Here is a 23,504-nt window from a genome sequence, read left to right on the forward strand (position 1 = left end):
TGGTCATCCTTTTGTTTTGCTGTATCGTTCTGCCGCGCGCACAAAGCGGCCCGGCAGGGGCGTGCCCGCCCAGTATAAATGCGGGAACCCCGCATAGAAATTTTCGTTTGCATAGCCGCATTCCCACTGCATTTTTTCGTTTTTGCAGGCAGTAAATGCAGCGCCGTTTGCGGTGGAATCCCAGTGGTGGAATTCGTGGATGGGCAGCGTTTCTCCGGCGCAGAAGAGCATACTGTCCGCCTTGGCGGTCATTTCGGCATAGCCAAAGCGCACCAGCCTTCCCACCCGGATGCCATCGCCCGGCAGAACGTCTGCCATGGGCCACGCCTTACCGTCGGCATCCTCAAGGCTCCGGCCCAGATACAGAAAGCCGCCGCATTCGGCTGCTGTGGGCAGGCCCGCCTGCACGGCCTGCCGGATGGAAGCCAGCATGGTTTTGTTTTCACTCAGAGTTTTGGCGTGCAGCTCCGGGTAGCCGCCGGGCAGATACAGCCCGCCTATATTTTCCGGCAAAACCGCATCCCGCAACGGGCTGAAAAGCACAAGCTCCGCCCCGGCATCCCGCAATGCGTCCAGCGTTTCGGCATAGGTAAAGCAGAACGCCTCGTCCTTTGCCACCGCAATGCGGACGGATGTGGGTGCAGCTGCTCCCGGCAAAGCTTCCGGCGCAGGCTTTTCGGTCAGCACGGCAAGGCGCTGCCAATCCAGCACCAGTGCATCGGCCAGCAGGGCGATCTTTTCCTGCAGGTCGGCAATTTCATCTGCAGTCTTCAGGCCGAGGTGTCGGCTTTCTACCGCTGCCTGCGGCAAATGGGGCAGATAGCCCAGCACCGGCAGGCCGGTCTCCCTTTCCAGCAGGGTCTTGAGCATTTTATACAGCTTTTCGGAACAATCATTGAGCAGGATGCCCGAAACATGGCTGTTTTTGCGGAAGTTCACAAGGCCCTGAATTTGCGCGGCCAGCGTCACGCTGGCACCCTTGGGCTGTACCACCAGCAGCACCGGCAGGCCCAGCGTATCCGCCAGTTCCCAAGCGCTGGCACGGGTGGTCAGGCCCTGACCATCATAAAAGCCCATAGCGCCCTCGCACACGGCGGCACCATGCCCGGCGGCATAGCGGGCAAAAATGGCCCGCACCATATCCCTGTCGGAAAGAAACAGATCCAGATTGTGGCTGTCCACCTGCAGAGCCGAGCGGTGGAACATGGGGTCGATGTAGTCCGGCCCGCTTTTGAACGCACAGGGGTCGGCCCCGCGCTTTTTCAGCGCCGCCAGCACTGCGCAGGCAACCGTGGTCTTGCCGCTGCCGGAAGAAGGCGCGGCGATGAGGAATTGCATCATTTGCGTGTACCCGTAATGAGGAAGATGGGGTTATTGGCCATGAGCAGGTGCAGTCGGCCCGCCGGTTTTGTGCGGCTGACGGCGATCTGCGTTACCTCTGCAGTCAGGCCCCGGGCCGTGAGGGCGGCAATGGCAGCGCCCAGCGTTTCCAGCGCAATGGCCGAAATGCAGATGCGTGCGTTCGGATTCTTGCCGAGCACTTCATCCAGCACAGCTTCCATGCCGCCTTTGGTGCCGCCAATGAACACGGCATCCGGCGCAGGCAGGTCTGCCAGAACATCCGGTGCGCGGCCCTCGATGAGGATGAGGTTGCAAGCATGGAACTTTGCCCGGTTTTTACGGATCAGTTCACAGGCATCCGGTTCACACTCCACGGCGTAAACGCGGCCTTTGGGTGCCGCCAGCGCAAGCTCCACGCTCACACTGCCGGTGCCTGCGCCCACATCCCACAGAGTGTCGGTGGGCATTACCGCCAGCTTTGCCAGCGCAGCAGCGCGCACCTCCTGCTTGGTCATGGGCACCTCGCTCCGGATGAAGCTTTCGTCCGGGAAGCCCGGCGCACGCAGCTGCGGCAGATCAAAGTTTTCCACCAGAAGCACGCTGAGTGGTGCAAAGCTCTGCCCCGCCAGCTCTGCAGCAGAACCGTAGCGGATGGCTTCCGCCTCGGTGCCAAGGTTTTCGCCCACCACGCCGTGGGCTTCGCCCATACCGGCATCGGTCAGCTTCTGGCACAGAGAGGCGGGCGTTTCAGTGCCGCCGGTGAGGAAGAACACCGAACGGTTCATCATGCACTCGGCCACCGGGTCGCAGGCGCAGCCATGGGCCGAGACCAGCTTCCAGTCCTGCCACGGTCGGCCCAGCGCCGCTGAAAGCAGCTGGATGCTGGAAACGCCCGGATACACCCGCGCGGGGATGCCCAGCGCCCGCAGCGGCGTGAGCAGACCGGACGCACCGGAGTAAAATCCGGTATCGCCGCTGTAAAGCACGGCAGCATCCTGCCCGGGGTTTTGTGCCAGTGTTTCCAGAATGTCAGCGGGCTGGTAGAGCGCGAACTGCCGGGCCGTGCAGTCTGCAGGCAGGCCCGCCAGCAGCCGCTTTGCACCGAACACAAGGCCCGCGCTGCGCACAGCCTGCTGCGCCTGCGCCGAAAGGGCTTCCCATTTTCCGCTGCCCATGCCGATCAGTGTGACCATTGCAAAATCTCCTTGCAATACGCTAAAATTTGTGTTTCCGTCTCGCCAGTTTCCGGCGGGCGGCGCAGCACCACCAGCTGTGCGCCGGTATCGGCAGCGGCCTGCACCTTCTCGGCAAAGCCGCCCGCTGCGCCGCCGTCCTTGGTGACGAGGTACCGGATCTGGAACTGTGTTATCAACGCCTTATTCAGCGCCAGACTGAACGGCCCCTGCATGGCAATGATATTCCGGTGCGGGACATTGGCCGCTTCGCAGGCGGCAATGCCCTCCGGCGTGGGCAGGACGCGCGGGTAAAGCCGCGCCGGTTCCAGCCCGGCAAACACAGCCAGCTCCTTGGCACCGGTGGCAAGCAGGATATTGCCCTCTGTCCCGGCCAGATATTCTGCAGCCTGCGCTGCTGTTTCAAACACCGCACAGCCGGGCGGCAAGGGGCTTTGCGCACGCAGCAGGCGGCGGTATTCCACGCCCGCCTGCACCGCTGCAGCGCGGATGTTCCTGGTGGCATCCACTGCATAAGGGTGGGTGGCATCCACGCAGAGATCAGCTCCCGCCAGCAATGCCGCCATGGCATCCGGCTGCAGCCGCCCGGCGTGCACCGTGATGCCCGCCATTTCGCCCTGCTCCTCGGCACCCAGCGGCGTTGCCACGCACACCGTTACCGCAACGCCAAGCTCTGCCAGCTTTTTGGAAAAGCGACGGCCCTCGGTGGTGCCGCTGAACACGACCGCCTTCACTTACGGTACCCCCGCGGCGTGACCATCCGGCCCGAAAGGGCGCGGGTATTGCTGTTGCCGATATACACGGTGGTGAACATATCCACCGGCGTGTCTTCCAGCTCGGCCAGCGTCAGCACCCGGGCGCTCTGGCCCTCGCGGCCAATGTTGCGCACAAGGCCGCAGACGGTATCATCCGCCTTGCCGTTTGCGCGCAGGATGCGCACTGCCTTTTGCAGGTAGTCCGGCCTGCCCTTGGAGGAAGGATTATAGAGTGCAGCGCAGAAATCTCCCTGCGCTGCGCAGGCCAGCCGCTTTTCGATGACCTCCCACGGGGTAAGCCGGTCGGAAAGGGAGATCACGCAGAAATCGTGGGCCAGCGGCGCGCCCAGCACAGCCCCGCCGCTGAGGGCGGCCGTAAGGCCGGGCACCACTTCTACGGCAACGTCCGGGTAATCCTGCGCCAGTTCCAGCACAGGGCTGGCCATGCCGTAAACGCCTGCGTCGCCGCTGCACACCATCACCACGCGCCTGCCGGTATCCGCCTTTTCCAGCGCCCAGCGGCAGCGGTCGATCTCCTGCGTCATGCCGGTGGAATAATATTCCTCACATGGGAACTCCGGCTCGATCAGGTCAAGATAAAGTTTATAGCCGCAGATGGCATCTGCGTGTTCCAGAACGGTCTGGGCTTCCTGCGTCAGGTAGTAAACATCTCCGGGGCCAATGCCCACCACGTAGACTACCTTTTCCGGTTCGTCGATCTCAAATTCCATCGGGTCAAACATTCTGCCACCTCCAGTCCGGGGCATAGGGCCGCACGGCCAGCGCAAAGGTCACGCCGGTATAGGCATATTTGTGAAAAACGAGTGTCCCGCCTGCGGCCAGCACTGCCGACCGTTCACAGACATTGTCCACGCCGGTAACGCTCTGCACAAAGGCCGAAGGCGTAAAGCTGCCGGGGGCGGCACGCAGCTGTTCTGCTGTGAAAAACTGCACCGGCCAGCTGTGGCTCTTACAGAAGGTCAGCAGGCCCGCCTCGTTTTGTTTTAAGTCGATGCTTGCCGCCGCCGTGATGCATTGCGGCGCAAGGCGGTTCTGGGCACAGAAAGCTGCAAAGGCTTCGGCCAGCGTTTCGGCGCTGGTGCCGCGTTTGCAGCCCACGCCCAGCACGCCGATGCGCGGCACCAGATGCAGCGCATCCCCCGCCGGGCAGAGGGTGAGGGCAAAGTCCGGGGCATCTCCCGCCGTGATCCCATCAGGCGGTGCACCCGCAATGGGCCAGTCGGATGCAAACTGCACCGTTTTGCCCGCCAGCAGTGCACCGCTGACAAGCTTGATGCGCTCCGGCTCCAGCACGGTGCAGTTCTGGTGCTTTGCCCACTCGTCCACCGCAAACACACCGTTTGCGTCGGTGGCTGTGGTGATCACCGGCACCGCACCGCACACAGCGGCAAGCGCCCGGGCAAGGTCGTTGGCACCGCCCAGGTGGCCTGAGAGGATGGGCACGGCAAAGCGGCCGCACTCGTCCAGCACCACAACGGCAGGGTCCTGTGCCTTGCTTTGGCAGTGGGGCGCAATGGCCCGCACCGCAATGCCCACAGCACCTACAAAAACAAGGGCATCGCTCCCGGCAAACTGGCGGGCCGTCCAATCGGCAAGGTGCACCTGCCCGGCTTCATGGCCGCAGCGGGTCACACTGCCGGGATATGCCGCCGCCAGTTTTTGGGCCAGTGCAAGGCCCTTTGCCGTAAAGGCCAGATAGGCGCGGGTCACTGGTCTGTCCCCTTGCGGAACTCGGTGGTAAAGGCCGGGTCGTAGAGCTTGCTGCGCTCATAGTTCCGGCCCAGAAAGCCGCCTGCCACGATGAGCGCCGTTTTGGTGATGCCCGCTGCATGAACGCTTTCCGCCAGCGTACCTACGGTGCAGCGAACCGTTTTTTCTTCCGGCCATGTGGCCTTATACACCACCGCTGCCGGGGTATCCGGCGTATAGGCACCGCCTGCCAGAAGCGCCTGCTGTACTTTGTCCACAAGGCCGATGGATAGGAAAATGACCATCGTTGCCCCGTGGGCAGCAAGGCTTGCCAGCTTTTCTTTTTCCGGCACCGGGGTGCGGCCCTCCATGCGGGTGATGATGACGGTCTGGCTGACGGTGGGCAGCGTGTACTCTGCATTCAGCGCCGCTGCCGCGCCGCAGAAGCTGGAAACACCGGGGGTATCATCGTAGGGAATGCCCTCGGCGTCCAGCACATCCATCTGCTCCCGGATGGCACCGTAAAGGCAGGGGTCACCGGTGTGCAGGCGCACGGTGATCTTACCCGCAGCTTCCATCTGCCGCATCACATCCAGCACCTGCTCCAGCGTCATTTCAGCGCTGTTATAAATGGCGCAGTCTGCCTTTGCAAGGCCCAGCAGGGCCGGGTTCACCAGACTGCCCGCATAGATGATGCAGTCGGCTTTCTGAAGCAGGGCCGCGCCCCGCCGGGTGATGAGGTCCGGTGCGCCGGGGCCTGCACCAACAAAATGTACCATAACGTTACTCCTTTACCAAAACGGTGGCAAAATAACCGGCCTGTTCCTGCGGCCGCTCAAGGGAAAGATCCGGGTAGACCCGCTCGTCCGGCAGACCGCAGTTGCACACAAGTGCGCTTTTTTTCAGCTTATCTGCCTGCTGCAGGGTATCCAATAAGACAGGCAATTGCCTGCCGGCTTTCATCAATACCTTGGTGCCGGGCATTTCCAGCACGCGGTCTGTCCAGCCGCCGGGCGCAATGGTAAGCGGCGTATCCATGCCGCCGGTCAGCGGCACATTCAGCCGCGCCGCCGCCGCACAAAAGCTGGGCACGCCTGCCGCCATGACGGTGGCATAACCCTCGGCCTGCAAGATCTCCTGCAGGTAACCAAAGGTGGCATAGATGGAAACATCACCGATGTTCAGCATGGCAACGTCCTGCCCGGCATCCAGATACTGCCGCACCGCGGCGGCTGCTTTTTCGTGCGAAGCCGCCAGCGCGGCCGGGTCACGGCTCATGGCAAAGTACAGCGGGACGATGGTCTTGCCGTCCAGCGCTTCTCCCAGCGCACTGCGGGCGATGTCCAGCGCCAGCATCTGGCCGGAAGCAGTCTGCGGCGCGGCCATCACCGGGCACTGCCGGATGAGCCGCACAGCCTGCAGCGTCATCAGCTCCGGGTCGCCGGGGCCGACGCTGACACCGTAAAATGTGCCTTTCAGTTCTGCCATTCCTGCATCAGCTCCTTTGCCGTTTTTGTCTCGCCCAGCGGGCCGTGCTGGTTGGAGAACAGCACCGCGCCCACCCGGAAGGCCCCGCCTGCCCGTCGGTCCAGATGCATCTGGATGGCGGCAAGGATGCTTTCCAGCACCGGTGCACGCAGCTGCGCGCCGTCCAGAATGTCAAGGCAGGCATCGGTGGTGGCGGCATCCATCAGGGCGGCGCACACCTCATGCGCGGCACCGCACAGCGCCGCATGGGCGCAAAACACTTCAGCGCGGCCATCCGCCGTGTGGGAGTGGGTGTTCATGACCCCTGCCGCCAGCTTGCAGAGCTTGCCCACGTGGCCTACCAGAAGCACTTCCTCAAATTTGGCCGTGGCAGCCATATCCAGCGTATCCCCGATGAAGTTGGAAGTCTTGACCACCGGGAACCGCTCGAACTGCGGCAGAGCGCTGGCCAGATAATCCAGCCCGTAGTTGCCGGGGGCCAGCACCAGCCGCCGGGGGCCGGCGGCATTTTTTGCGCGCAGTGCGGCCTGATTCATTTCCAGCTGGATGGTATCCAGAATGGCCTGCTGGCTCATGGGTTCCACGATGCCGCTGGTGCCCAGAATGGAAAGCCCGCCCTCCACCCCGATGTGCGGGTTGAAGGTGCGCTTTGCCGTCTCGGCACCGCCTTCCACAGAGATGGTCACCGCAAAGCCGCCGGTGTAGGCAGCATTTTCAGCTTCCCGTTCCAGCGCCTCGGCAATCATCTGGCGGGGCACATGGTTGATAGCGGCTTCGCCTACGGGCTGGTCAAGGCCGGGCTTCGTCACCCGGCCCACCCCCTCGCCGCCAAAGATGCGTACGCCGGGGGCATCCGGTTCCAGTACCACCGACGCGACCACCGGCAAGCCCGTAGTCACATCCACATCGTCGCCGCCGTCCTTGCGGATGGCACATGCGGCACCTGTGTCCGTGCTGCGGCACCAGAGGGGTGCCACCTCCACCACAATGCCCTTGGGCGTGCGCAGAGCCACCGTTTCCGGTTCGCGGCCGGTCAGCAGCAGACGCGCCGCCCCGGCAGCCCCCAGCGCGGCACAGGTGCCGGTGGTATAGCCGCAGCGCAGCAGCTTCTGCCCGCTGCGGACGTAATGCTCAAACTGCGGCTTTCCGGCGGGTGCCTTTTCGGCTTCCGGCTCCGGTGTGCCGAACAGAGCCGTGTACTGCTGTTCGGTCAGGCCGTACAGGGTGCGGATGTTCTCCGGCTGAAACGCCTGTTCCGGGGTCAGCACGCCGGAAACACCGCCGGGCGAAACGCACACCACCGTGTCCGCTATTTTTTCGGCCAATTCCAGCTCGTGCAGGCTCAGGATCACCGCCAGCTGGCCGGTATGGGCCAGCTCCTTTAAAATGGTGAGCAGTTCAATTTTGCCCTTGATATCCAGAAAAGAGGTCGGTTCGTCCAGCAGGATCACTTCCGGCTGCTGGCACAGTGCCCGGGCCAGCAGGATGCGCTGGCGCTGGCCGTCGCTGATGCGGTTAAAATCCCGGTCTGCCAGCTGCGCCGCACCCACCAGCTCCAAAGCTCTGTGCACCTGCTGCCTGTCCTCGGCAGACAAAATGCCCAGCCGTCCGGTGTAGGGATAGCGCCCAGCCGAAACAAAGTCAAAGCAGGTGGTCAGCTCCATCCGGCGGCTGTGGGGAGCCATGAGAGCCAGCTTCTGCGCCCGCTGGGTACCGGTATAGGCAGTAAGATCCTTCCCCGCCAGAAGCACTGTGCCGCCCATGGGGGCAAGCTGGCCCGCCAGTGTGCGCAGTAAGGTGGATTTGCCTGCGCCGTTGGGGCCGATGAGGGTCAGGATCTGGCCCGGCTGCACCCCGAGGCAAATATCCGAGAGCAGCGGTGTCTTGCCGTAGCCGATGGCAAGCTCCCGCGCAGTGCAAAGTGCTTTTTCGTTCATCATGCGCCCTCCCGCTCTGAATTGCGCCGCACCAGCAGCCAGATGACCACCGGTGCGCCGAACACGGCCGTGACCGAGCTGATGGACAGCTCCGTGGGCGCGAACAGGCTGCGGGCCAGCAGGTCGCAGAACAGGCAGAAAGCCGCACCGCCCAAGCAGCACCCCGGCAGCACATACAGCGGCTTTGCGCTGCCCAGCAGCTGCTTGACAAGGTGCGGCACCGCGATGCCTACAAAGGAGATCGGCCCCGCAAAGGCGGTGACACAGGCCGCCAGCAGGCTGGAAAGCAGCACCAGCGCTGCCGAGAAAGGCTTGACATTCACGCCCACGCTGCGGGCATATGCTTCGCCCATCTGGTAGGCGGCCATGGGCTTGGAAAGCAGAAAGGATGCCGCCAGTGCAGGCAGCGTCACCAGTGCCGCAGCCTGCACATTGGCCCATGTCACGCCGGAAAAGCTGCCCTGCGACCAGTTGTGCAGATTGACGATGTTGGAATCCTGCGCAAAGGCCACCACGATATCGGTGATGGCGGAGCAGATATAGCCGATCATCACACCGCAGATGACCAGAATGCTCATGCGCTGCACCCACCGGGCCACCGCCAGCACAAAGGCCATGGCAGCCATGGCCCCCGCAAAGGCAGCCACGATCATCGTGGCCGAGCTGGTCAGCATCCCGCGGTCCAGAAACACCACCATGGTCAGGGCCACCGCCAGCTTTGCGCCGCTGGAAACGCCCATAACAAATGGCCCGGCAATGGGGTTTGCAAAAAAAGTCTGCAGCAGGTATCCCGCTGCACTGAGGGCTGCCCCCAGCAGCGCCGCCATGACCGCGCGGGGCAGGCGCAGCTGCAGGATGATGTTCCCCGCAAGCGCATCGCCGCCCTTGCCCAGCAGCGCCGTCAGCACCGCACCCGGTGCAAGGGATACGCTGCCCCAGAACAGGTTCAGCGCAAAAAGCACCGCCACGGCTGCCGCAAGGGCAATATAGGCGGCTGCAAGGCGTCTGGTACGGGTCATAGGCTTTCCTTTCTGTAAAATTTTCCTTCTTTAATCCACATGGGTGAGGAATTTCAGGGTACTGGCGGCAGGTGTGCCCTTGGTAAACACCCGGTTCATATCCACGATCAGGTCTGCCAGCTCCATGCTCTGCTGGAACAGGCTCTGGGTGGTGCACCACACCTGACCGTTCTGCACCGCTTTGAACTCGTTCAGCAGCGGGAAACGCTCGGTCAGCTGGCTCACCGATGCGATCATGCCCTCGATGGTGCTGTTGTAGATGAGCACGTCGGCATCCTTTGCGCCTGCATAGAAGTCCTCAAGCGGCAGGTTCATGGTAGCAAGGCTGTTGCCATTGTCCGTCAGGTCCGCAAAGACATAGCTGCCGCCTGCCATTTCGATCATGCGGGCCACATAGTCACTGCCCTTGCGCACAGTGGCAAGGTTGTTGGTGGTCAGCGAGAAGAAGGCACAGCTTTTTCCCGTGGGTTTCTGCGAGAGGATGGGCTGAACGGCTGTCTCCTGCGCGGAAAACACCTGCTCGGCCTGTTCTTCCCTGCCCAGCAGGATGCCGTAAAGCTTGATCCACTCCATGCGGGCCAGCGGGTCGCTCTCGTAGCTGGAACGCTCCACCAGCACCGGGATGCCAAAGTGCTCCAGCTGTTCCTTTACCTCCGGCGTGTGCAGGATCATGGTATTTTCAATGGCAAGGCGGCAGCCTGCCGCCAGGATCTGCTCGTAATCCGGGGCGCTGTACTTGCCTGCATACGCGATTTTTCCCTCTTCCATGGCCTGCTGCACCGCGGGCAGATACCAGCCCTCGGCCTTGGTGCCGGAAAAGGCCACGCTGTCCAGTGCGTCCAGATGTAAAAGCAGATCCATCACCGAGGTGGAGACCAGATAAATATTCTCCACCGGCTGGCGCAGCACAGTCACATCAGCAGGCAGACCGTCCACCTCCGCAGCATCTTCCGGCACAACAAGGAACCGTGCATCTGACTCCGCGATGGTCAGCATGGTATAGCCGCCCTCATAGCAGTCCGCTGTGAACTGCTGCGCATAGTCCAGCTGGTAATGATGGGAGAAAACAAGACTTTCCGTATTGGCAGGTTGAGCCTTGCTGCCGCAGCCGGTCAGCGTCAGCGCCGCAGCGGGGATCAGTTTCAGAAATTGCTTTCGGGTGATCTTCATAGGGAACTCCTTCCGTCACGGCTTGCGCCGTGCCACCTCCCTCATAGAGGGAGGCTTTGGCAGTACGGTAAAGTTTATCTTTTTGCCAAAGAAGGTGACTGGAGGAGTCACTTCAGACTTGCAGAATCAAAGGTCAGCGTATACTCGATCTCGTGGGGGGTGCTCATGGCAACGGTGTCGGCGGTGACGTCCAGTGCCGTGTCCAGCGCGGCAACGGGGATCTCAAAGGCGGAATTGCCCTCGGTGTTGGTGGGCAAATACTTCTCGCCGTCCACGATCATATAATCATAGTTCGGGCTGCTCCACACGATGGTGGCGGTCATCTTGCCATCCGCCACGGTCAGGGCTGCGGGACTGTCCACAGCAGCACGGCCAGAGCCGCCCTCCAGCGTCACATCACAGGTGTAGGTGCCGTCTGCCGGGGTCTCGGCTTCCGCAGCCTTTTCCACGGCATCACGCACGCTGACGACATGGTCGTACCACTTGCCCTTGGTGCCCAGAATGGCAAGGTCAAAGTCCGTATCCACAGCAGCGACCGGAATGTCAAAGCCGTACACCTCCTCCGAGGTGCCATCGGAGTAGGTGACGGTATCTGTGGTGGGCTGCAGCCAGTCGGCCTCGTGGTCGGCGGCATCGGAAGCCTTGCCCAGATACAGGTTGACGATATGGGTGGAAGCAAGGCTGACATGGAAGGTCATCTGGCCGTTCTCCACGGTCAGGGTGCCCTTGCCGTCGCAGGCTTCGTTGGCGTGGAACATGCTGCTGTCGGTGTCAAACTCGGCGGTATACACACCATCCGCCAAAGCGGCGGTCTCAGCAGCAGCAGAAGCCACAGAGGATGCCGCCTCGGAAGAAGCAGCACTGGAAGCTGCAGAAGATGCCGTGGAAGAAGCGCCGCAGCCCGCCAGCAGGCTCAGTGCCAGAGAAGCAGCGACAACACAGGAAAAGACGCGTTTCATAGGAAATACCTCTACATTATAAAAAATCAGCTTTTATTATACCATTGTTCGGATAAAAAATGAACCCTCTCCACCGGATGCCGCAAAGCGGCCGCGAGACGGAGAGGGTTCTTGAAGATCAACCGTTCAGAGAATCGATCGCCGCCTTGGTGTGGGCGACATACAGCTTCTGGACATCCTCGATCCCGCCCAGACCAGCGATCTGGCAGTCGATGCTGTCGAAAGCACCGGAAGCCTTGAACTGGCTCAGCCAGGAGTCGGCATCCTCACCGGCCATATCGTTGTTGGCGTGATCGCCGGCAACCACCATCAGCGGGCGCAGGATGACCTTGGTGTAGCCCGCAGCCTTAACAGCCTCGATCACGTTCTCGCAGGCAGTCTCTTCCGGCTTGCCCTCAACGGTGCCAATGAACACATTGTCGTAGCCCAGAGTCTGCATAGTGGTCTGCATCTGGCTGTAGCTCACCTTTGCGGTGTGAGAGGTGCCGTGGCCCATAAAGACAAAGGCGACCTTGTCCGCAGCAGCGGCATCCAGACTGTCGTAGCCGGCTTCCTTCACGGCAGCAGCGGTGACCGCCTTGGCAACGTCTTCCTTATCCTGATTGATGATGGTGGCATCGGAACCGACCTCACCCAGCAGGGGCTCAGCCACAGCGACAGATTCAAACTTGTCGCGGTAGGTGTCGATCATTTCCATCATCTCGTCGTACTCAGCACCGTGCATCAGGTGGGTAGGCTGGACGACCAGATTCTTCACGCCGTTTTCCACAGCGCGGTCCATGGCCTGCTGCATGTTGTCGATCTTTTCGCCGTCACGGGCCTGCACATGGTTGATGATGATCTGTGCGGTGAATGCGCGGCGCACAGACCAATCCGGGTATGCGGCCTGCAGAGCATCCTCGATGCCCTTGATGTCCTTCACGCGGCTGTCGTTGAAGGAGGTGCCGAAGGAGACCACCAGCAGCTCGTTGTCGCCGATGTCGTCCTGATTGCGGGCATCGTCCTTGGAAGCATCGCCGGTGTCACGGCCAAAGTAGTCGGGGTCGGCGTTCTCACCTTCCACCAGTTCTTTCTGGGTGTCGGTCAGGGCATCCCATGCAGCCTTGGCGGCTTCGCACTGGGCATCGGTGTCCTCATTGCGCTCCTGCACATAGATGGCATCGATCAGGTCTGCCACGTTCTTTGCTGCCATTTCGTCAGCCTCCTCGCTGCTCGCTTCGCTGGAAGCGGAAGACGCAGCGGTGCTGGATGCAGTGCCGGAAGCAGCACCGCCGCAGCCGGTGAGCACACCGGCGCACAGAACCAGAGCCGTAACAGCTGCGGCCAGCTTTTTGGTTTCGATCTTTCTCATTGTCTTGTCCTTTCCTGCTGGATAAATTGCGGTTTGAACCAAACAAAGGGTACAGGAAAGTGAGGTAAAAAAGAGGCCCTTTTGTCCTGCGGATGGCATGACAAAAAGACCTCTGTTGTTTCAGGGCTTTTTGGTACAACCAATTCCTCGTGATCTGGGGTTTGCACCCCCGTACCAACAGCAGGCAGGTTTCCTGACTGAAAGATCGCCGCCCGTCATCTCCTTCCCAGAGCAAAAGCTCCAGTGGCTGGTGCAAAGCACCCTGATGCGGACTCCCTTATCACAGTGACGAGATCGTGCGGGATCTGCACCCGCTTCCCTTTTACCCTTTCCGCCGTGCAGTGCATCGGCAAAAGGCACCTGCTGTTTTTCTGTTCAGTTCGTCCGGCATTATATCACAAAACTGCGCAGAATGCAATAAAAAACGGCATCCTGCCTTTTTATAAGGAAGGATGCCGTTTGGAGATCGAGCCAAATGCGGAGCTTACTGGAGCGCACGGATCGCATTGATGGTGATTTTGTACTGGCAGGTCACGCTGTCAAACAGCTCCTTGGTGCCTTCCAGTGTGCCTGTGCGCAGCACCTCGGTCAAATCGCAGGTGGGCTGATACAGGTTGGTAAAGCCCAGGTTCTGGCACACGCCCTTGAGCGTGTGTGCCGCACGGAATGCTTCCTTCACATTTCCTTCCTTCAATGCCTGCTCCAGTTTCGGATAGCTGTCGTCGTTCAAAAACATCAGCGTAAATCTGCAGATCATGCCTTCGTTGTAAAGCCGCTTGAGCACGTCCTCATAATTTGCGCCCATCTGTCTATAACATTCCTGAATCGTCATGGTTTGTCGCTATGCCTTTCTTTTTCTACTTATCCCGCCTGATTTGCCACAGAGTGACAAAAGCACCATCCATTTTGTTGCACTTTGTTACGTTTTTAATATATCACGCCTTACTGTGTTTTTCAATGCAGAGATAAAAAAGTCTTGCACTTTTCACATATTGTCCCGAGTTTTTCTTGCAATTTTCCTATCAATTTCTTCCGGTTGGCTTTTTCTCCGACTTTGCCGTGCCCGCATGGCTGCAGGGCTTTTCCCGCCTTTGCTCAGCCGTTTCTCTGCACGGAAAATGCATTTGAAGAAAAACGTAAAAAACAGTTGACAAAAGCCTTCCTTCATGATAAAATAAGCAAGTCGTCCGGCGAAGGACATAAAAAGTGAATATGGGCGTGTTCCCGAGTGGCCAATGGGGACAGACTGTAAATCTGCTGCTTTCAGCTTCGGTGGTTCGAATCCACCCGCGCCCACCAAACAAGAAAAATCCGAACCTGTTTCCGATTGGAGAAGGGTTCGGATTTTTCGTTTTCTTCGGGTTTGAGAATGAAGGCTCCCGTGGACGGCGTAAAACTCCGATACCTTGTCACAGACCGTAACCACACAATAAGCGTTTGGAGGACACGATGATGAAGTACGATGCAAGAGCCTGCCATTTCAACATGGACACCGGGTGCGTGGAGCTGCTGCTCCGGGATGGGAGAATGATCTACATTGACTGCACCGGGGTTGAGGATGCACTGAATGTGACTATGGCACAGCAGACTGAACTGGACTACCTCATCTACAACGACCCACTGGGCTATGCGGATTTGATTCTGAACAGTGACCCGGAGGAGTGTTTGAAAAACGTAGCTGGAAGCCATGGGTTAGAAGATTAAGGGCAAAAAAATAAGAGGTGCGCCCAACTGGACACACCTCGGTGAGATACATCTATATAAGGCAGGGCGTTTCCTTCTCTGGGAGCGTCCTGCTGTTTTTATGCTGCAACAGGCAAGGCTTGTAGAGCTTCCTGCTCTTTCAGCCATTCCTCATATTCACGCTGGCCTTCCTCGCTGTTGAAAAACTCAACCATGGAGGGATAAAAGCAACGTGCCAGCACCTTGATTGCTTCATCCGGGTAGCCGGATTTGTTCGACTTCTTCTTTTTGTTCAAATGGTATCCTCCGAAAATCAAAGTTCCATATCCTGCCCACGCTTGCGGTTTCGCTGCGGCACATTCATGGTGCGCTCCTGCTTGGGGGCAAGAATCTTTTCCAGAAAGCCGCGCACCAGTTCGGGCGCACGGTGGAGAGCATCCAAATAGGGCTTTACATCGTACCACAGGTCGTGGTACTTGTTGCTCCAATGAATGGCTTCCTTTTTGGCGGTGGAAAGTTCTTCTTTCAGGCGGCGGTTCTCCACGTCCATCATATAGCCGTGGTCGGCCTGTTTTTTCAGTTTGGAAAATTCTTCTTCGGTCAGCGAGTAGTTGCCGAGGAAGGTGCGCTTGCCGATATAATCCAGATCACGCGCATGAATGAGAGCTTCTTTCGTGAGCGTGGTCTTTTTCTGCACAGCGGCAAGTTCCTTCTCTTTTTGGGAGAGAGTCTGACAGGTTTTGGCAAGCGACTGTGCTTGCTGGTCGGCTTGAGCAGTCAGGGTGTCCAGCCGTTCCTGCTCCCGCTGAACTTTGAACTGGGTGACGGTCAGGTGTTCTTCGGTACTGCCGCGCTCGCCGCGCTCTATATCGGTGTACCCGGCAGTACGCATATAGTTGAAGAAATCGTCTTGCAGGATGCTGTACGACTTCTTCAGGACTGGCTTGCCGTTCTTTTGCAGGATAGGCTTTCCGGCATCGTCCAGCAGGGGCTTGGATGCCCACTTCTTGCTCCTACTGACCTGCATGACAGTCTCCTTGACTGTGCCGACCAGTGCCTTGTCCTTGCAGCGTTTCGACCAGAGGATTTGCTTTTCCACCACAGGCACATAGACCACATGAAGATGGTAGTGGTAGACCTCCCGGCCTAATGCTTCGGTCATGGCGCGGTTGATCTCATCGGCGTGCATGACAGCCGAAAGAATATATTGTTCACCGCCCACAACCCGAACGGCAGCTTTGTAGGCATCCGCATAGAACTGCTTGGCGAACTCGTAGCCACCGTGATTGTCAAAATAGGCCGAGTTGACATCAAAGACAAGTTCGCAGTAGTGGGTGGCATCCGGCTTCAGGCCGCGCGTGGAAATGGTTCCAACGGCTTCCAGTTGGGCGAACAGGTCAGTGTAGCTGGCGGTAGACTTTTTGAAGTGGACGTTCCATGAGGTGCGTTGGGGGATAATATCGGGGTTCCGATAGCTGTCCTTTTCACGCTCGTTGTGCTGCTGGGTGTTGCCAACGGCCTTGTCCGAAACGGCGAGATTTCGGACACTGGTGCGGTCAACGCCATCGTTTCTTGCCAAAGGGCATCCCTCCTTTCAAGGTTCATCGAGAGGTGACGGGGAACGAAGATGCACTTCTTCGGAAGTGTAATAACCCACTATAACACTTTCATCCCTATGGGCTGCAAAGTGTAGTGGGCTCTTCGAGGACTCTCCGAGGGGGAACGTCTCCTGCGGGAGAATTACAATCAAGTTCGCACAATGCGAACTTGATTGCTCCGTACGCATCTGAAAAAATTGCGTACGGACTTCAAATAACCTGTACGGTCTGTACGGCGTACGAAAATGCAAAATACAAACGATAACACGTTTTAATTTACGCCGATTTGCCGTACAGGTGCGTACAAGTACAGACCGTACAGGTTGTACAAACTTATTCCGTGAAAAAATGCACTTTTTACGGACAGGGGTGGACAAGCGGTTCGATGCCTACAAAGCCCCGCACCCTGCGGCCACCGGGCAGGTAGATGTTGTTGGTTGCTTCAAGGTTGTAACGGCGGTCATTCTGGCGCAGCTCTGCGCTGAAACGGATGGCAGACACGCTGTGACAGGCGTTGTCCTCGCACCACAGTTTGTAGATTTCATAGAAGTCCTTGGAACTGATGGAGTGGTCCGCCTTGAAGCGGAAGTAACCCTCGGACTCCATGAAGTCGATGACGTTATTGCTGCTGCGCTTGATGGTGTCTACGTTGGCAGCGGCTCGTTCGCTGACCGTGAAGCGGAAATCGTTCTGTACCAGCCGGTGCAGCCCTTCCAGACACCACAGCAGGATGCCCTCCATCTCGGCACACATCTTCTCCACAAGGAAGGGGTCATCCGTGCGGTCGGCAGGCTTGTCCTTGGTGGTCAGGATGAGCTGGCGGCGGAAGAAGCCGTCCGAATGGTCGTACAGCGAGGTCAGCGCGCCGTTGCCGAAGCAGAGGAACCGGGCGTAGATGTCCCGCTGGTAGCTCTGGACGCCCTTGCGCTCCAAGTCCAGCTTGGCCTCGGCGGTGACGATGGTCTTAATATAATTCGTTTTAGGCAGGGCGTTCATGTCCATGTCATCGTCGATCATCAGCAGGCGGCGCTCCAGATCGGCACGGGCAAAGCGGTTGTTCTCCACTTTCTGGACGCTGCCGTTGCTGGCGGCATCTCCCATGAGCCGTTTCAGCACCAGCCCAATGCGGGACTTGCCCTCGCCGCCCTTGCCGACAATGAGCATCATCTTTTGCCCCTTGGTGCTGGGAATGAGGCAGTAGCCCAGATACTCCTGCAAGGTGGGGATGTCGGCATCGTCCAGCAGCTCGTGCAGGAAGGTCAGCCAGCGGTCAGGGCTGGCGGCTTTGGGGTCATACCTCACAGGTAGGCGGTTCTGGCAGAACAGGCGGCTCTCCTGAAAAGAGCCGTCCGGCAGATGGTACACGCCGTTCTGGAGGTGGATGCAGTCCTGTTCGATGGGAAAGGGGTCGGAAAAGGCCAGCAGCTTGATGGTCTCCAGAATGTTGGTGACCTTTTTGGACAGGCCGGAGGTGACATATTCCTCGATGTTCTCCAGGATGCGCTGCTTGATCTCGCTTTCGTCCTCTACCGGGCCGTCCAGCGTGTACAGCATTCCGTTGACGCATTTCAGCGGCCACTGTTCCAGAAAGGCACGGCCAAACTGGACTTCGTCAATTTTCTTGCCGTTGTACCAGTCCGGCCATAAGGGGTTGCGGGAAATGTTTTTCTTCATAGGGTAATTCTCCTTTAGAAAAGTGAAGTGGTGGGTCTCACGGTGAGACCCACCACTTCAGGTGAATCAATCGTCAGACGCACTTTGCCAGAGCAAGGCGGTCGGTGCGCTCCTCCAGCATCAGCAGGTACGACCCGGATAGCAGCTGTGCGGCGGCAGCGGCCTTCTGCTGGGGTGTCCCAAATGCAACGCAGTCCGTCAGGTGCTCGATGGTCTCGGTCGTGTGGAGGGTTTCTTCAAACCGTGGGTCATGCGGTTCCTCCGGGGTGGCGGGCTTGTAGCGCTCCTGCCAGTCGTGCAACAGATCAAGATAATCGGTCAGCACCCGCAGGCAGTAGGCGATGTCTGCCCACTGCTCGTCTGTCAGGCCACGCTTGGGCGGCGGCAGAGCGATGGCATTGGCGGGCGGCTTGTCCGGGTCAAGCCAGAGCTTGTCGGGGCGAGGCCCCTCCATCTTGCTGACGCAAGACCGCTCTGTCACTTGCAGTCCCCACTGGGGACTGCATTGCTTCGCAAACGCGAAGTCATTTATCAGCTTCTCGGCGGCTTGCCGGGGGTTCAGGTCGAACAGCTTGGCGGTGAGGTCGATGGCATCTCCGTTGGCTCCGCAGCCAAAGCAGTAATAATAGGTGTCGTTCAGCTTCATGCTGGGGTCGCTGTCAGAATGGAACGGACAGCACACCATGCCATGGCGGTCGGGCTCCATGCCGTACATCTCTCCCACCTGCCGAACGGTGATGGCGGACTTGACAGTTTGATACAGGCTCAAGGGCATTTCTCCTTTGTTTCGTGCGTTGCACCAGAGTACCCAAAGCGGGAACTCTGGTGTTTTTTGCTTCCTGCCTGAATATACGGAAAATTTTGCAGGAAAGGCGAAAAAGCGGCAGAACTGCAACGGAAAAAGAAAAAAGCCCTTACTAGTTGCAGGGCTGCAACAGCAAGGGCAGAGAGGTAACCGTATATGACCTTTTCCGCAGCATGAATCTGGCACAGTCCGGCCTGAACCTTGACACGGACGATTTGAAACAGGCGGGCAATCTGGGCTTATGGAAAGCTGTGCCGAAGTTCGATGTAGCCCGTGGTATGAAGTTCCTGACCTATGCGGCTCCTGCTATCCGCAACGCCATGATGGATATGGTGCGGGATGCCTTTACCGCTTTTGAGCAGCGGATGGTGACAGAGGACAAGGACGGTATCTGCTACCAGCGCGTTTCGCTGGACGATGTTCTGCCGGGAGAAGAGCAGCTGCGGCGCATCGAAGCCATAGCCGACCCCTACGCCATGCAGCCGCAGAGCATTATGGAAGAACAGGAATCGCGCCGGGAACTGTACGATGCCTTGAAACGGCTGACCCAGCGGGAACAGACCTATCTGCTGTACCGCTATGGCTTTACCGATGGCGAGGAGCATCCGCTGATCGGCACGGCGATATACTTTCACCTGACAAAAGGCCGCGCAAAAAAGACGGAGGAACAGGCCATGGATAACCTGTGGCTGGAACTGCCGTGGTGGTTTCTTTGAATAAAAAGAAAAAATCGTGATTGTGCTACAAGTTTTCTTGAAATTTATGTGCAGCTATACGATTTTGAAAAATTTTGTGGACAAACGAAATAAATCAGGCTTAAATTTCGTTATCTAAACAAAAAGCAAGGAGGGAGCTTTGATGACTTGTAAAAATTGTGGTTATGAAAACAAGCTGGGTGTTCGATATTGTCAGCGGTGTGGTCAATACATTGAGCCCAAACGGACATTGGCGCAAGAAGTTAAATCGTTGGATTTTAGAAGCCTTGCTGGTGTTGGCCGTAGAGATGTGAATATTGCGCCGCTGTTTACTGCATCACCCGTTCAAACTCCAGCAAAAGCACACCAAACTCCCTCGCCTGTTGAACCGATGCCAGACGGAAGATGGTATTGCCCGGACTGCGGAACATTAAATGCTTCTTCTGAACGTTTTTGCAAAAACTGTGGAAAAGTCCGATAAATGTGAAGAAAAACATGGAAGGAGGAAACCGTATGAAAAAGAAGGCTATAATAGTTCTTTGCCTTGCGCTGGTACTTACATTGATTGGCTGTGGAAATAATGTTCAAAGTTCAGATGAGCACAATGCAGAATACGAAGAAGGCTATACCGCTGGCTACGAGGCCGGGTATCATGACGGAGAAGAGCAAGCAACCGGAAATGAAAAACATTTTGCACGGTTTTCGGGTTCTTTTACGGCCACTGTTGAGCAGATCTTGCCCGATTACTATGCACTGCCGGGAAAAACGGTTGCGGTTGTTCACTTCTTTCAGGACAGACCATTTTTGCTTCATTTCCAGAAAGACTTAACTGGTGAACTTATTGAAGGAACAGCTTATGTGTTTGAGTTTGAGACTTTTGAAGTTGAACTTCCAGACGATGAAGAAAATCCAAATATTTCAGATTATATGTATTCAATAAATGTTACCAATTATAGAGTTGCAGAAGATGACGAACTCGGATTGGAAGGCAAGATGCCAACTGTCGAAATAGTATCGAAGTAAGCAGCCAAGCTGTTTTATAATGAAACGCAAAGATGGCGGTACACATTGGAATAGGATTCAAAAGCCGTATGAAGAACACAGCATCAAAAAAGAAAACTTGTCTCGGATTTTTGCTGATCGTATTTTTAGCATATGTGGTGTGCTATCTTCTTTCTCAAACAGTGTTTCATGAAGTCTACTTGTTTGAATGGACAGCAGCCCATTATTATTTGTGTTTATGGGTTGCATCTGTTACTTTCTGTTTTCTGGAAATGTATAGAGCAGCTCTTATCACAACAGCTGGAAACTGGACAGGAATTTTGATCGGACAAGTGTTGGGCGATTTTATTATCAAAATAAACGCCACAAAAATCACGCCGGATATGTATATAGGAAAAGTATGGCAGCTCAAGGCACACTACGGAGTTTTGATTTGGCTACTCGTTTTCCTACTTTCGTTTATTATCGGAATGCTTGTTGAAAAGAAAAATCATTGTTAAAATGCGTAGTTAATAATAGACAGCCATCTATTTGCAAGTCGCAAGTAGATGGCTGTCGGTTTTATCTGTATATTCTAATTAAAGGTCAATCCTCTAAATCTGCCATGGTCACAGCTGAGTGAGAGATAATGCTCAATCTCACCACCCAGCAAAAGCTAGGCACACTCCAAGAATTTATTATAGAGGGTGAATATCCCGCGCTTTGAACAATTTAACGATGAATATATTGTGCGATATGGAGAATTTCATTTGCGCGTTCACCTCGAATTGACTTGCAACGCAAAATGCGTTACAATGAGACTGAGGTGATAACCATGGAAAAACGATGACGCTCAATCTTCGTGTCAACCCTACCGTCAAGCAGCAAGCCGAGGATGTGTTGAAGCAGCTCGGCATCCCGATGGCAACTGCCATTGATATGTACCTGCGCCAAATCACGCTGACGGGCGGCATTCCCTTCTCGCTGTCCCTGCCGAAGGCTCCGGCTGCGCTGAACGCTGACACTATGACCGATGACCAGCTCCATGCAGCCTTGCAGGTGGGCATCAAAGAAATACAGAACGGTGACACCGTGGATGCCGCAAGCGCATTCGCCCAGTTCAGGGAACAGCACCGATGAAGCAGTATGACGTGAAAATTTCCTATGCAGCCCTCAGCGATATGGAGCAGATCTACAGCTACATTGCTGACCGTTTGCTGGAGCCTGACACGGCTATGGGGCAGTATAACCGCATTGCAGAAGCCATCCAGTCGCTGAACATCCTGCCGGAACGCTGTGCGCTGGTGGAAAGCGAGCCGGAGCGCACCCAAGGGCTGCGGCAGATGCTGGTGGATAACTACTCGGTGTTCTACATCGTGGGCGAGGATGCCGTGTCGGTGGCCCGTGTTCTGTACAGTGCATCCGACCTTGTGCGCCGCCTGCGGAGAATGAAGTGAAAGGGGTGTTTGCATGACCGCCGTGATCTATGCTCGCTATTCCAGCGATAACCAGCGTGAAGAATCCATCGAAGGTCAGATTCGCGAGTGTATGGCCTACGCCGAAAAGAACGGCATTACCGTGGTCAAGCACTACATTGACCGCGCCCTTTCCGCCAAAACCGATAACCGCCCGGACTTCCAGCAGATGATCAAGGACAGCGAGAAACGGTTGTTTGACATTGTGCTGGTCTGGAAGCTCGACCGCTTTGCCCGAAACCGCTATGATTCGGCCCACTATGAGTATCAGTTGGAACGAAATCATGTCAAGCTTGTATCTGCCACGGAGCCTATCTCTGACAGCCCTGCGGGTATCATGGTCAAGAGTATGCTCACCGGCATGGCTGAATACTACTCGGCAGAACTTTCTGAAAAAGTTGTGCGCGGCATGACCGAGAATGTTCTGAAGGGCAAGTACAACGGCGGCACGATTCCCATTGGCTTCAAGGTGGACGAGGAAAAGTTCTTCCAGATCGACCCGCTGAAAGCCCCCTTTGTGGTAGAAGCCTTCCAGCGGTACAACGATGGCGCGACCATGAAAGAATTGATGAACTGGCTGAACGACAGCGGCGTGACCACCAACCGCAATCAGAAGTTCACCTACAACAGTGTTCAGACGCTGCTGACGAACAAACGGTACATCGGTGAAAACCACTTCAAGGACATTGTGATGCCCGACAGCATCCCTGCCATCGTGGACAAGGACTTGTTTGAGGAAGTGCAGCTGAAAATCAAGAAGAACAGCCGTGCTCCTGCCCGCCATAAGGCCGAGGATGATTATCTGCTCACCACCAAGCTGTTCTGCGGAATGTGCGGTGCGATGATGTTCGGCGAGTGTGGAACAGGCAGAAACAAGGTCGTTCATCATTATTATAAGTGCTCTACTGCTAAGCGTTTCAAGACCTGCAAGAAAAAGACCGTCCGTAAGGAATGGCTGGAAGATCTGGTCGTAGCTGAAACCATGAAGCTGATTCAAGACGATGCCGTGATTGATGCCATCGTTGCAGAAGTCATGGAGTTGCAGGATCAGGAAAACACCACGCTCCCTTTGCTGGAAAAGCAGATGCGCGAGGTAGAGAACGGCATTGAGAATATGCTGAACGCTATCCAAGCAGGTGTGCTGACCAATTCCACCAAGTCGCGTTTGGAAAAGCTGGAAGCCCAGCAGAAAGAACTTGAGGTTCGGATTGCCGAAGAAAAAATCGCTCGGCCACGGTTAAGCGAAAATCAGGTTCGTTTCTGGCTGACCCGGTTCCGCAAGCTCGACCCGAACGTGAAAAGCCACCGGGAGACGCTTATCAACACGTTCGTGAACGCCGTTTATCTTTATGATGAAAAAGTTTTAATTACATTTAACTACAAAGACGGCACAAAAACCATCACTTTCGATGAAATCGCCGCCAAAGATGCCCCAGAGGGCAATGGTTCGGATTTGGGTTGCTTCGCTCCACCAAAAAACCTCAACGTATGCAAGTACGCTGAGGTTTTTGTTTTGCGACAAGGCTAAACTCATCGGGCGGGTGGATCCGAACAGCTGCGGCACCGTTCAGCAGGACGATCTCCAGCAGTGCAAGGATCAGCAGAACAATAAGAACCGTAGTAACCATAGTGTACCGTGCATCATAATATTTTGCAACGGTATTCAGGTT

General features: G+C 57.0%; 25 protein-coding genes, 1 tRNA gene, 1 pseudogene and 1 riboswitch. Of the genes and pseudogenes, 9 read left to right on the plus strand and 18 right to left on the minus strand.

What is annotated here, in order from left to right:
* Positions 1–3: 3 nt before the first annotated feature.
* The 13 genes from DW937_RS08355 to DW937_RS08415 all read right to left on the minus strand — a co-directional run bounded on the left by DW937_RS08355 (position 4) and on the right by DW937_RS08415 (position 13,728).
* Positions 4–1,341: a cobyrinate a,c-diamide synthase gene (locus tag DW937_RS08355; RefSeq protein WP_120120631.1), complete on the minus strand. Its 1,338-nt coding sequence runs from the start codon at positions 1,339–1,341 to the stop codon at positions 4–6.
* On the minus strand, positions 1,338–2,534 hold the full coding sequence (gene cbiE / locus DW937_RS08360; protein WP_118528961.1) for a precorrin-6y C5,15-methyltransferase (decarboxylating) subunit CbiE: 1,197 nt from the start codon (positions 2,532–2,534) through the stop codon (positions 1,338–1,340). The genes DW937_RS08355 and cbiE overlap by 4 nt, the downstream gene beginning before the upstream one ends.
* A complete protein-coding gene (cobK, locus tag DW937_RS08365) occupies positions 2,522–3,268 on the minus strand; it encodes a precorrin-6A reductase (protein WP_097781490.1) in 747 nt (248 codons plus the stop codon). Before cobK ends, cbiE begins: the two co-directional genes overlap by 13 nt.
* Entirely contained in the window at positions 3,265–4,032 is a 768-nt protein-coding gene (gene cobJ / locus DW937_RS08370) for a precorrin-3B C(17)-methyltransferase (RefSeq protein WP_120120632.1), read from the minus strand. The genes cobK and cobJ overlap by 4 nt, the downstream gene beginning before the upstream one ends.
* Entirely contained in the window at positions 4,025–5,020 is a 996-nt protein-coding gene (locus DW937_RS08375; protein ID WP_120120633.1) for a cobalamin biosynthesis protein, read from the minus strand. The genes cobJ and DW937_RS08375 overlap by 8 nt, the downstream gene beginning before the upstream one ends.
* On the minus strand, positions 5,017–5,778 hold the full coding sequence (gene cobM / locus DW937_RS08380; protein ID WP_097775026.1) for a precorrin-4 C(11)-methyltransferase: 762 nt from the start codon (positions 5,776–5,778) through the stop codon (positions 5,017–5,019). The genes DW937_RS08375 and cobM overlap by 4 nt, the downstream gene beginning before the upstream one ends.
* Before the next feature lie 4 nt (positions 5,779–5,782).
* Entirely contained in the window at positions 5,783–6,487 is a 705-nt protein-coding gene (gene cobI / locus DW937_RS08385; protein WP_120020478.1) for a precorrin-2 C(20)-methyltransferase, read from the minus strand.
* Complete coding sequence (gene cbiD / locus DW937_RS08390; protein WP_120120634.1) at positions 6,475–8,427, minus strand: cobalt-precorrin-5B (C(1))-methyltransferase CbiD; 1,953 nt, start codon at positions 8,425–8,427, stop codon at positions 6,475–6,477. Before cbiD ends, cobI begins: the two co-directional genes overlap by 13 nt.
* Complete coding sequence (locus DW937_RS08395; RefSeq protein ID WP_120120635.1) at positions 8,424–9,443, minus strand: iron ABC transporter permease; 1,020 nt, start codon at positions 9,441–9,443, stop codon at positions 8,424–8,426. Before DW937_RS08395 ends, cbiD begins: the two co-directional genes overlap by 4 nt.
* Positions 9,444–9,473: 30 nt before the next feature.
* Positions 9,474–10,613 (minus strand): ABC transporter substrate-binding protein, encoded by a 1,140-nt coding sequence (locus tag DW937_RS08400; RefSeq protein ID WP_120120636.1) that lies wholly within the window; start codon positions 10,611–10,613, stop codon positions 9,474–9,476.
* Between the two features lie 107 nt (positions 10,614–10,720).
* The gene (locus DW937_RS08405; protein ID WP_120120637.1) at positions 10,721–11,572 is read right to left on the minus strand and encodes an iron transporter; all 852 of its coding nucleotides are present in this window, start codon (positions 11,570–11,572) and stop codon (positions 10,721–10,723) included.
* A gap of 118 nt (positions 11,573–11,690) precedes the next feature.
* Entirely contained in the window at positions 11,691–12,923 is a 1,233-nt protein-coding gene (locus DW937_RS08410) for a sirohydrochlorin cobaltochelatase (RefSeq protein WP_120120638.1), read from the minus strand.
* Between the two features lie 165 nt (positions 12,924–13,088).
* Positions 13,089–13,302, minus strand: a riboswitch (cobalamin riboswitch).
* A 105-nt stretch (positions 13,303–13,407) separates the two neighbouring features.
* Positions 13,408–13,728 carry an Hpt domain-containing protein gene (locus DW937_RS08415; protein WP_347561898.1) on the minus strand — a complete coding sequence of 107 codons (321 nt, stop codon included), beginning with the start codon at positions 13,726–13,728 and terminating at the stop codon, positions 13,408–13,410.
* Positions 13,729–14,137: 409 nt separating this feature from the next.
* Between DW937_RS08415 and DW937_RS08420 the strand changes: the two genes are divergently transcribed.
* Positions 14,138–14,222 (plus strand) — tRNA-Tyr (locus DW937_RS08420).
* A gap of 153 nt (positions 14,223–14,375) precedes the next feature.
* Positions 14,376–14,627 (plus strand): DUF6061 family protein, encoded by a 252-nt coding sequence (locus tag DW937_RS08425; protein WP_120120640.1) that lies wholly within the window; start codon positions 14,376–14,378, stop codon positions 14,625–14,627.
* A 98-nt stretch (positions 14,628–14,725) separates the two neighbouring features.
* Here DW937_RS08425 and DW937_RS08430 read toward each other — a convergent pair whose 3' ends face one another.
* From DW937_RS08430 to DW937_RS08445, 4 genes are all read right to left on the minus strand, one after another.
* The gene (locus DW937_RS08430; protein WP_243111446.1) at positions 14,726–14,902 is read right to left on the minus strand and encodes a hypothetical protein; all 177 of its coding nucleotides are present in this window, start codon (positions 14,900–14,902) and stop codon (positions 14,726–14,728) included.
* Between the two features lie 17 nt (positions 14,903–14,919).
* A complete protein-coding gene (locus tag DW937_RS08435; protein WP_120120642.1) occupies positions 14,920–16,185 on the minus strand; it encodes a plasmid recombination protein in 1,266 nt (421 codons plus the stop codon).
* Positions 16,186–16,561: 376 nt separating this feature from the next.
* A complete protein-coding gene (locus tag DW937_RS08440) occupies positions 16,562–17,878 on the minus strand; it encodes a phage/plasmid primase, P4 family (RefSeq protein WP_120120643.1) in 1,317 nt (438 codons plus the stop codon).
* Between the two features lie 73 nt (positions 17,879–17,951).
* A complete protein-coding gene (locus tag DW937_RS08445) occupies positions 17,952–18,653 on the minus strand; it encodes a CHC2 zinc finger domain-containing protein (RefSeq protein WP_120120644.1) in 702 nt (233 codons plus the stop codon).
* Between the two features lie 203 nt (positions 18,654–18,856).
* Here DW937_RS08445 and DW937_RS08450 point away from each other — a divergent pair, with 203 nt between their 5' ends.
* From DW937_RS08450 to DW937_RS08465, 4 genes are all read left to right on the plus strand, one after another.
* Entirely contained in the window at positions 18,857–19,399 is a 543-nt protein-coding gene (locus DW937_RS08450; protein ID WP_243111447.1) for a sigma-70 family RNA polymerase sigma factor, read from the plus strand.
* A gap of 142 nt (positions 19,400–19,541) precedes the next feature.
* Complete coding sequence (locus tag DW937_RS08455; RefSeq protein WP_118526901.1) at positions 19,542–19,859, plus strand: zinc-ribbon domain-containing protein; 318 nt, start codon at positions 19,542–19,544, stop codon at positions 19,857–19,859.
* Positions 19,860–19,891: 32 nt separating this feature from the next.
* A complete protein-coding gene (locus tag DW937_RS08460) occupies positions 19,892–20,401 on the plus strand; it encodes a hypothetical protein (protein WP_118526899.1) in 510 nt (169 codons plus the stop codon).
* 68 nt (positions 20,402–20,469) lie between these two features.
* Positions 20,470–20,880, plus strand: coding sequence for a hypothetical protein (locus DW937_RS08465; protein ID WP_015537810.1), 411 nt, complete (start codon positions 20,470–20,472; stop codon positions 20,878–20,880).
* 74 nt (positions 20,881–20,954) lie between these two features.
* Here the strand turns inward: DW937_RS08465 and DW937_RS15195 are convergent.
* Positions 20,955–21,071, minus strand: a pseudogene (locus DW937_RS15195) (DUF6061 family protein); the annotation flags it as partial.
* 134 nt (positions 21,072–21,205) lie between these two features.
* On the opposite strand from DW937_RS15195, the gene DW937_RS08470 reads away from it, so the two are divergent.
* Genes DW937_RS08470 through DW937_RS08480 form a run of 3 tightly spaced genes read left to right on the plus strand, consistent with a single transcriptional unit; the run spans position 21,206 to position 23,362 of the window.
* A complete protein-coding gene (locus DW937_RS08470) occupies positions 21,206–21,499 on the plus strand; it encodes a type II toxin-antitoxin system RelB/DinJ family antitoxin (RefSeq protein ID WP_120120645.1) in 294 nt (97 codons plus the stop codon).
* On the plus strand, positions 21,496–21,816 hold the full coding sequence (locus tag DW937_RS08475; RefSeq protein WP_120120646.1) for a type II toxin-antitoxin system RelE/ParE family toxin: 321 nt from the start codon (positions 21,496–21,498) through the stop codon (positions 21,814–21,816). The genes DW937_RS08470 and DW937_RS08475 overlap by 4 nt, the downstream gene beginning before the upstream one ends.
* Positions 21,817–21,829: 13 nt before the next feature.
* The gene (locus DW937_RS08480) at positions 21,830–23,362 is read left to right on the plus strand and encodes a recombinase family protein (protein ID WP_120120647.1); all 1,533 of its coding nucleotides are present in this window, start codon (positions 21,830–21,832) and stop codon (positions 23,360–23,362) included.
* Positions 23,363–23,504: the final 142 nt, after the last annotated feature.

Origin of the sequence: Faecalibacterium sp. AM43-5AT (assembly GCF_003603345.1) — a bacterium.
GTDB classification, from domain to species: Bacteria; Bacillota; Clostridia; order Oscillospirales; family Ruminococcaceae; genus Faecalibacterium; species Faecalibacterium taiwanense.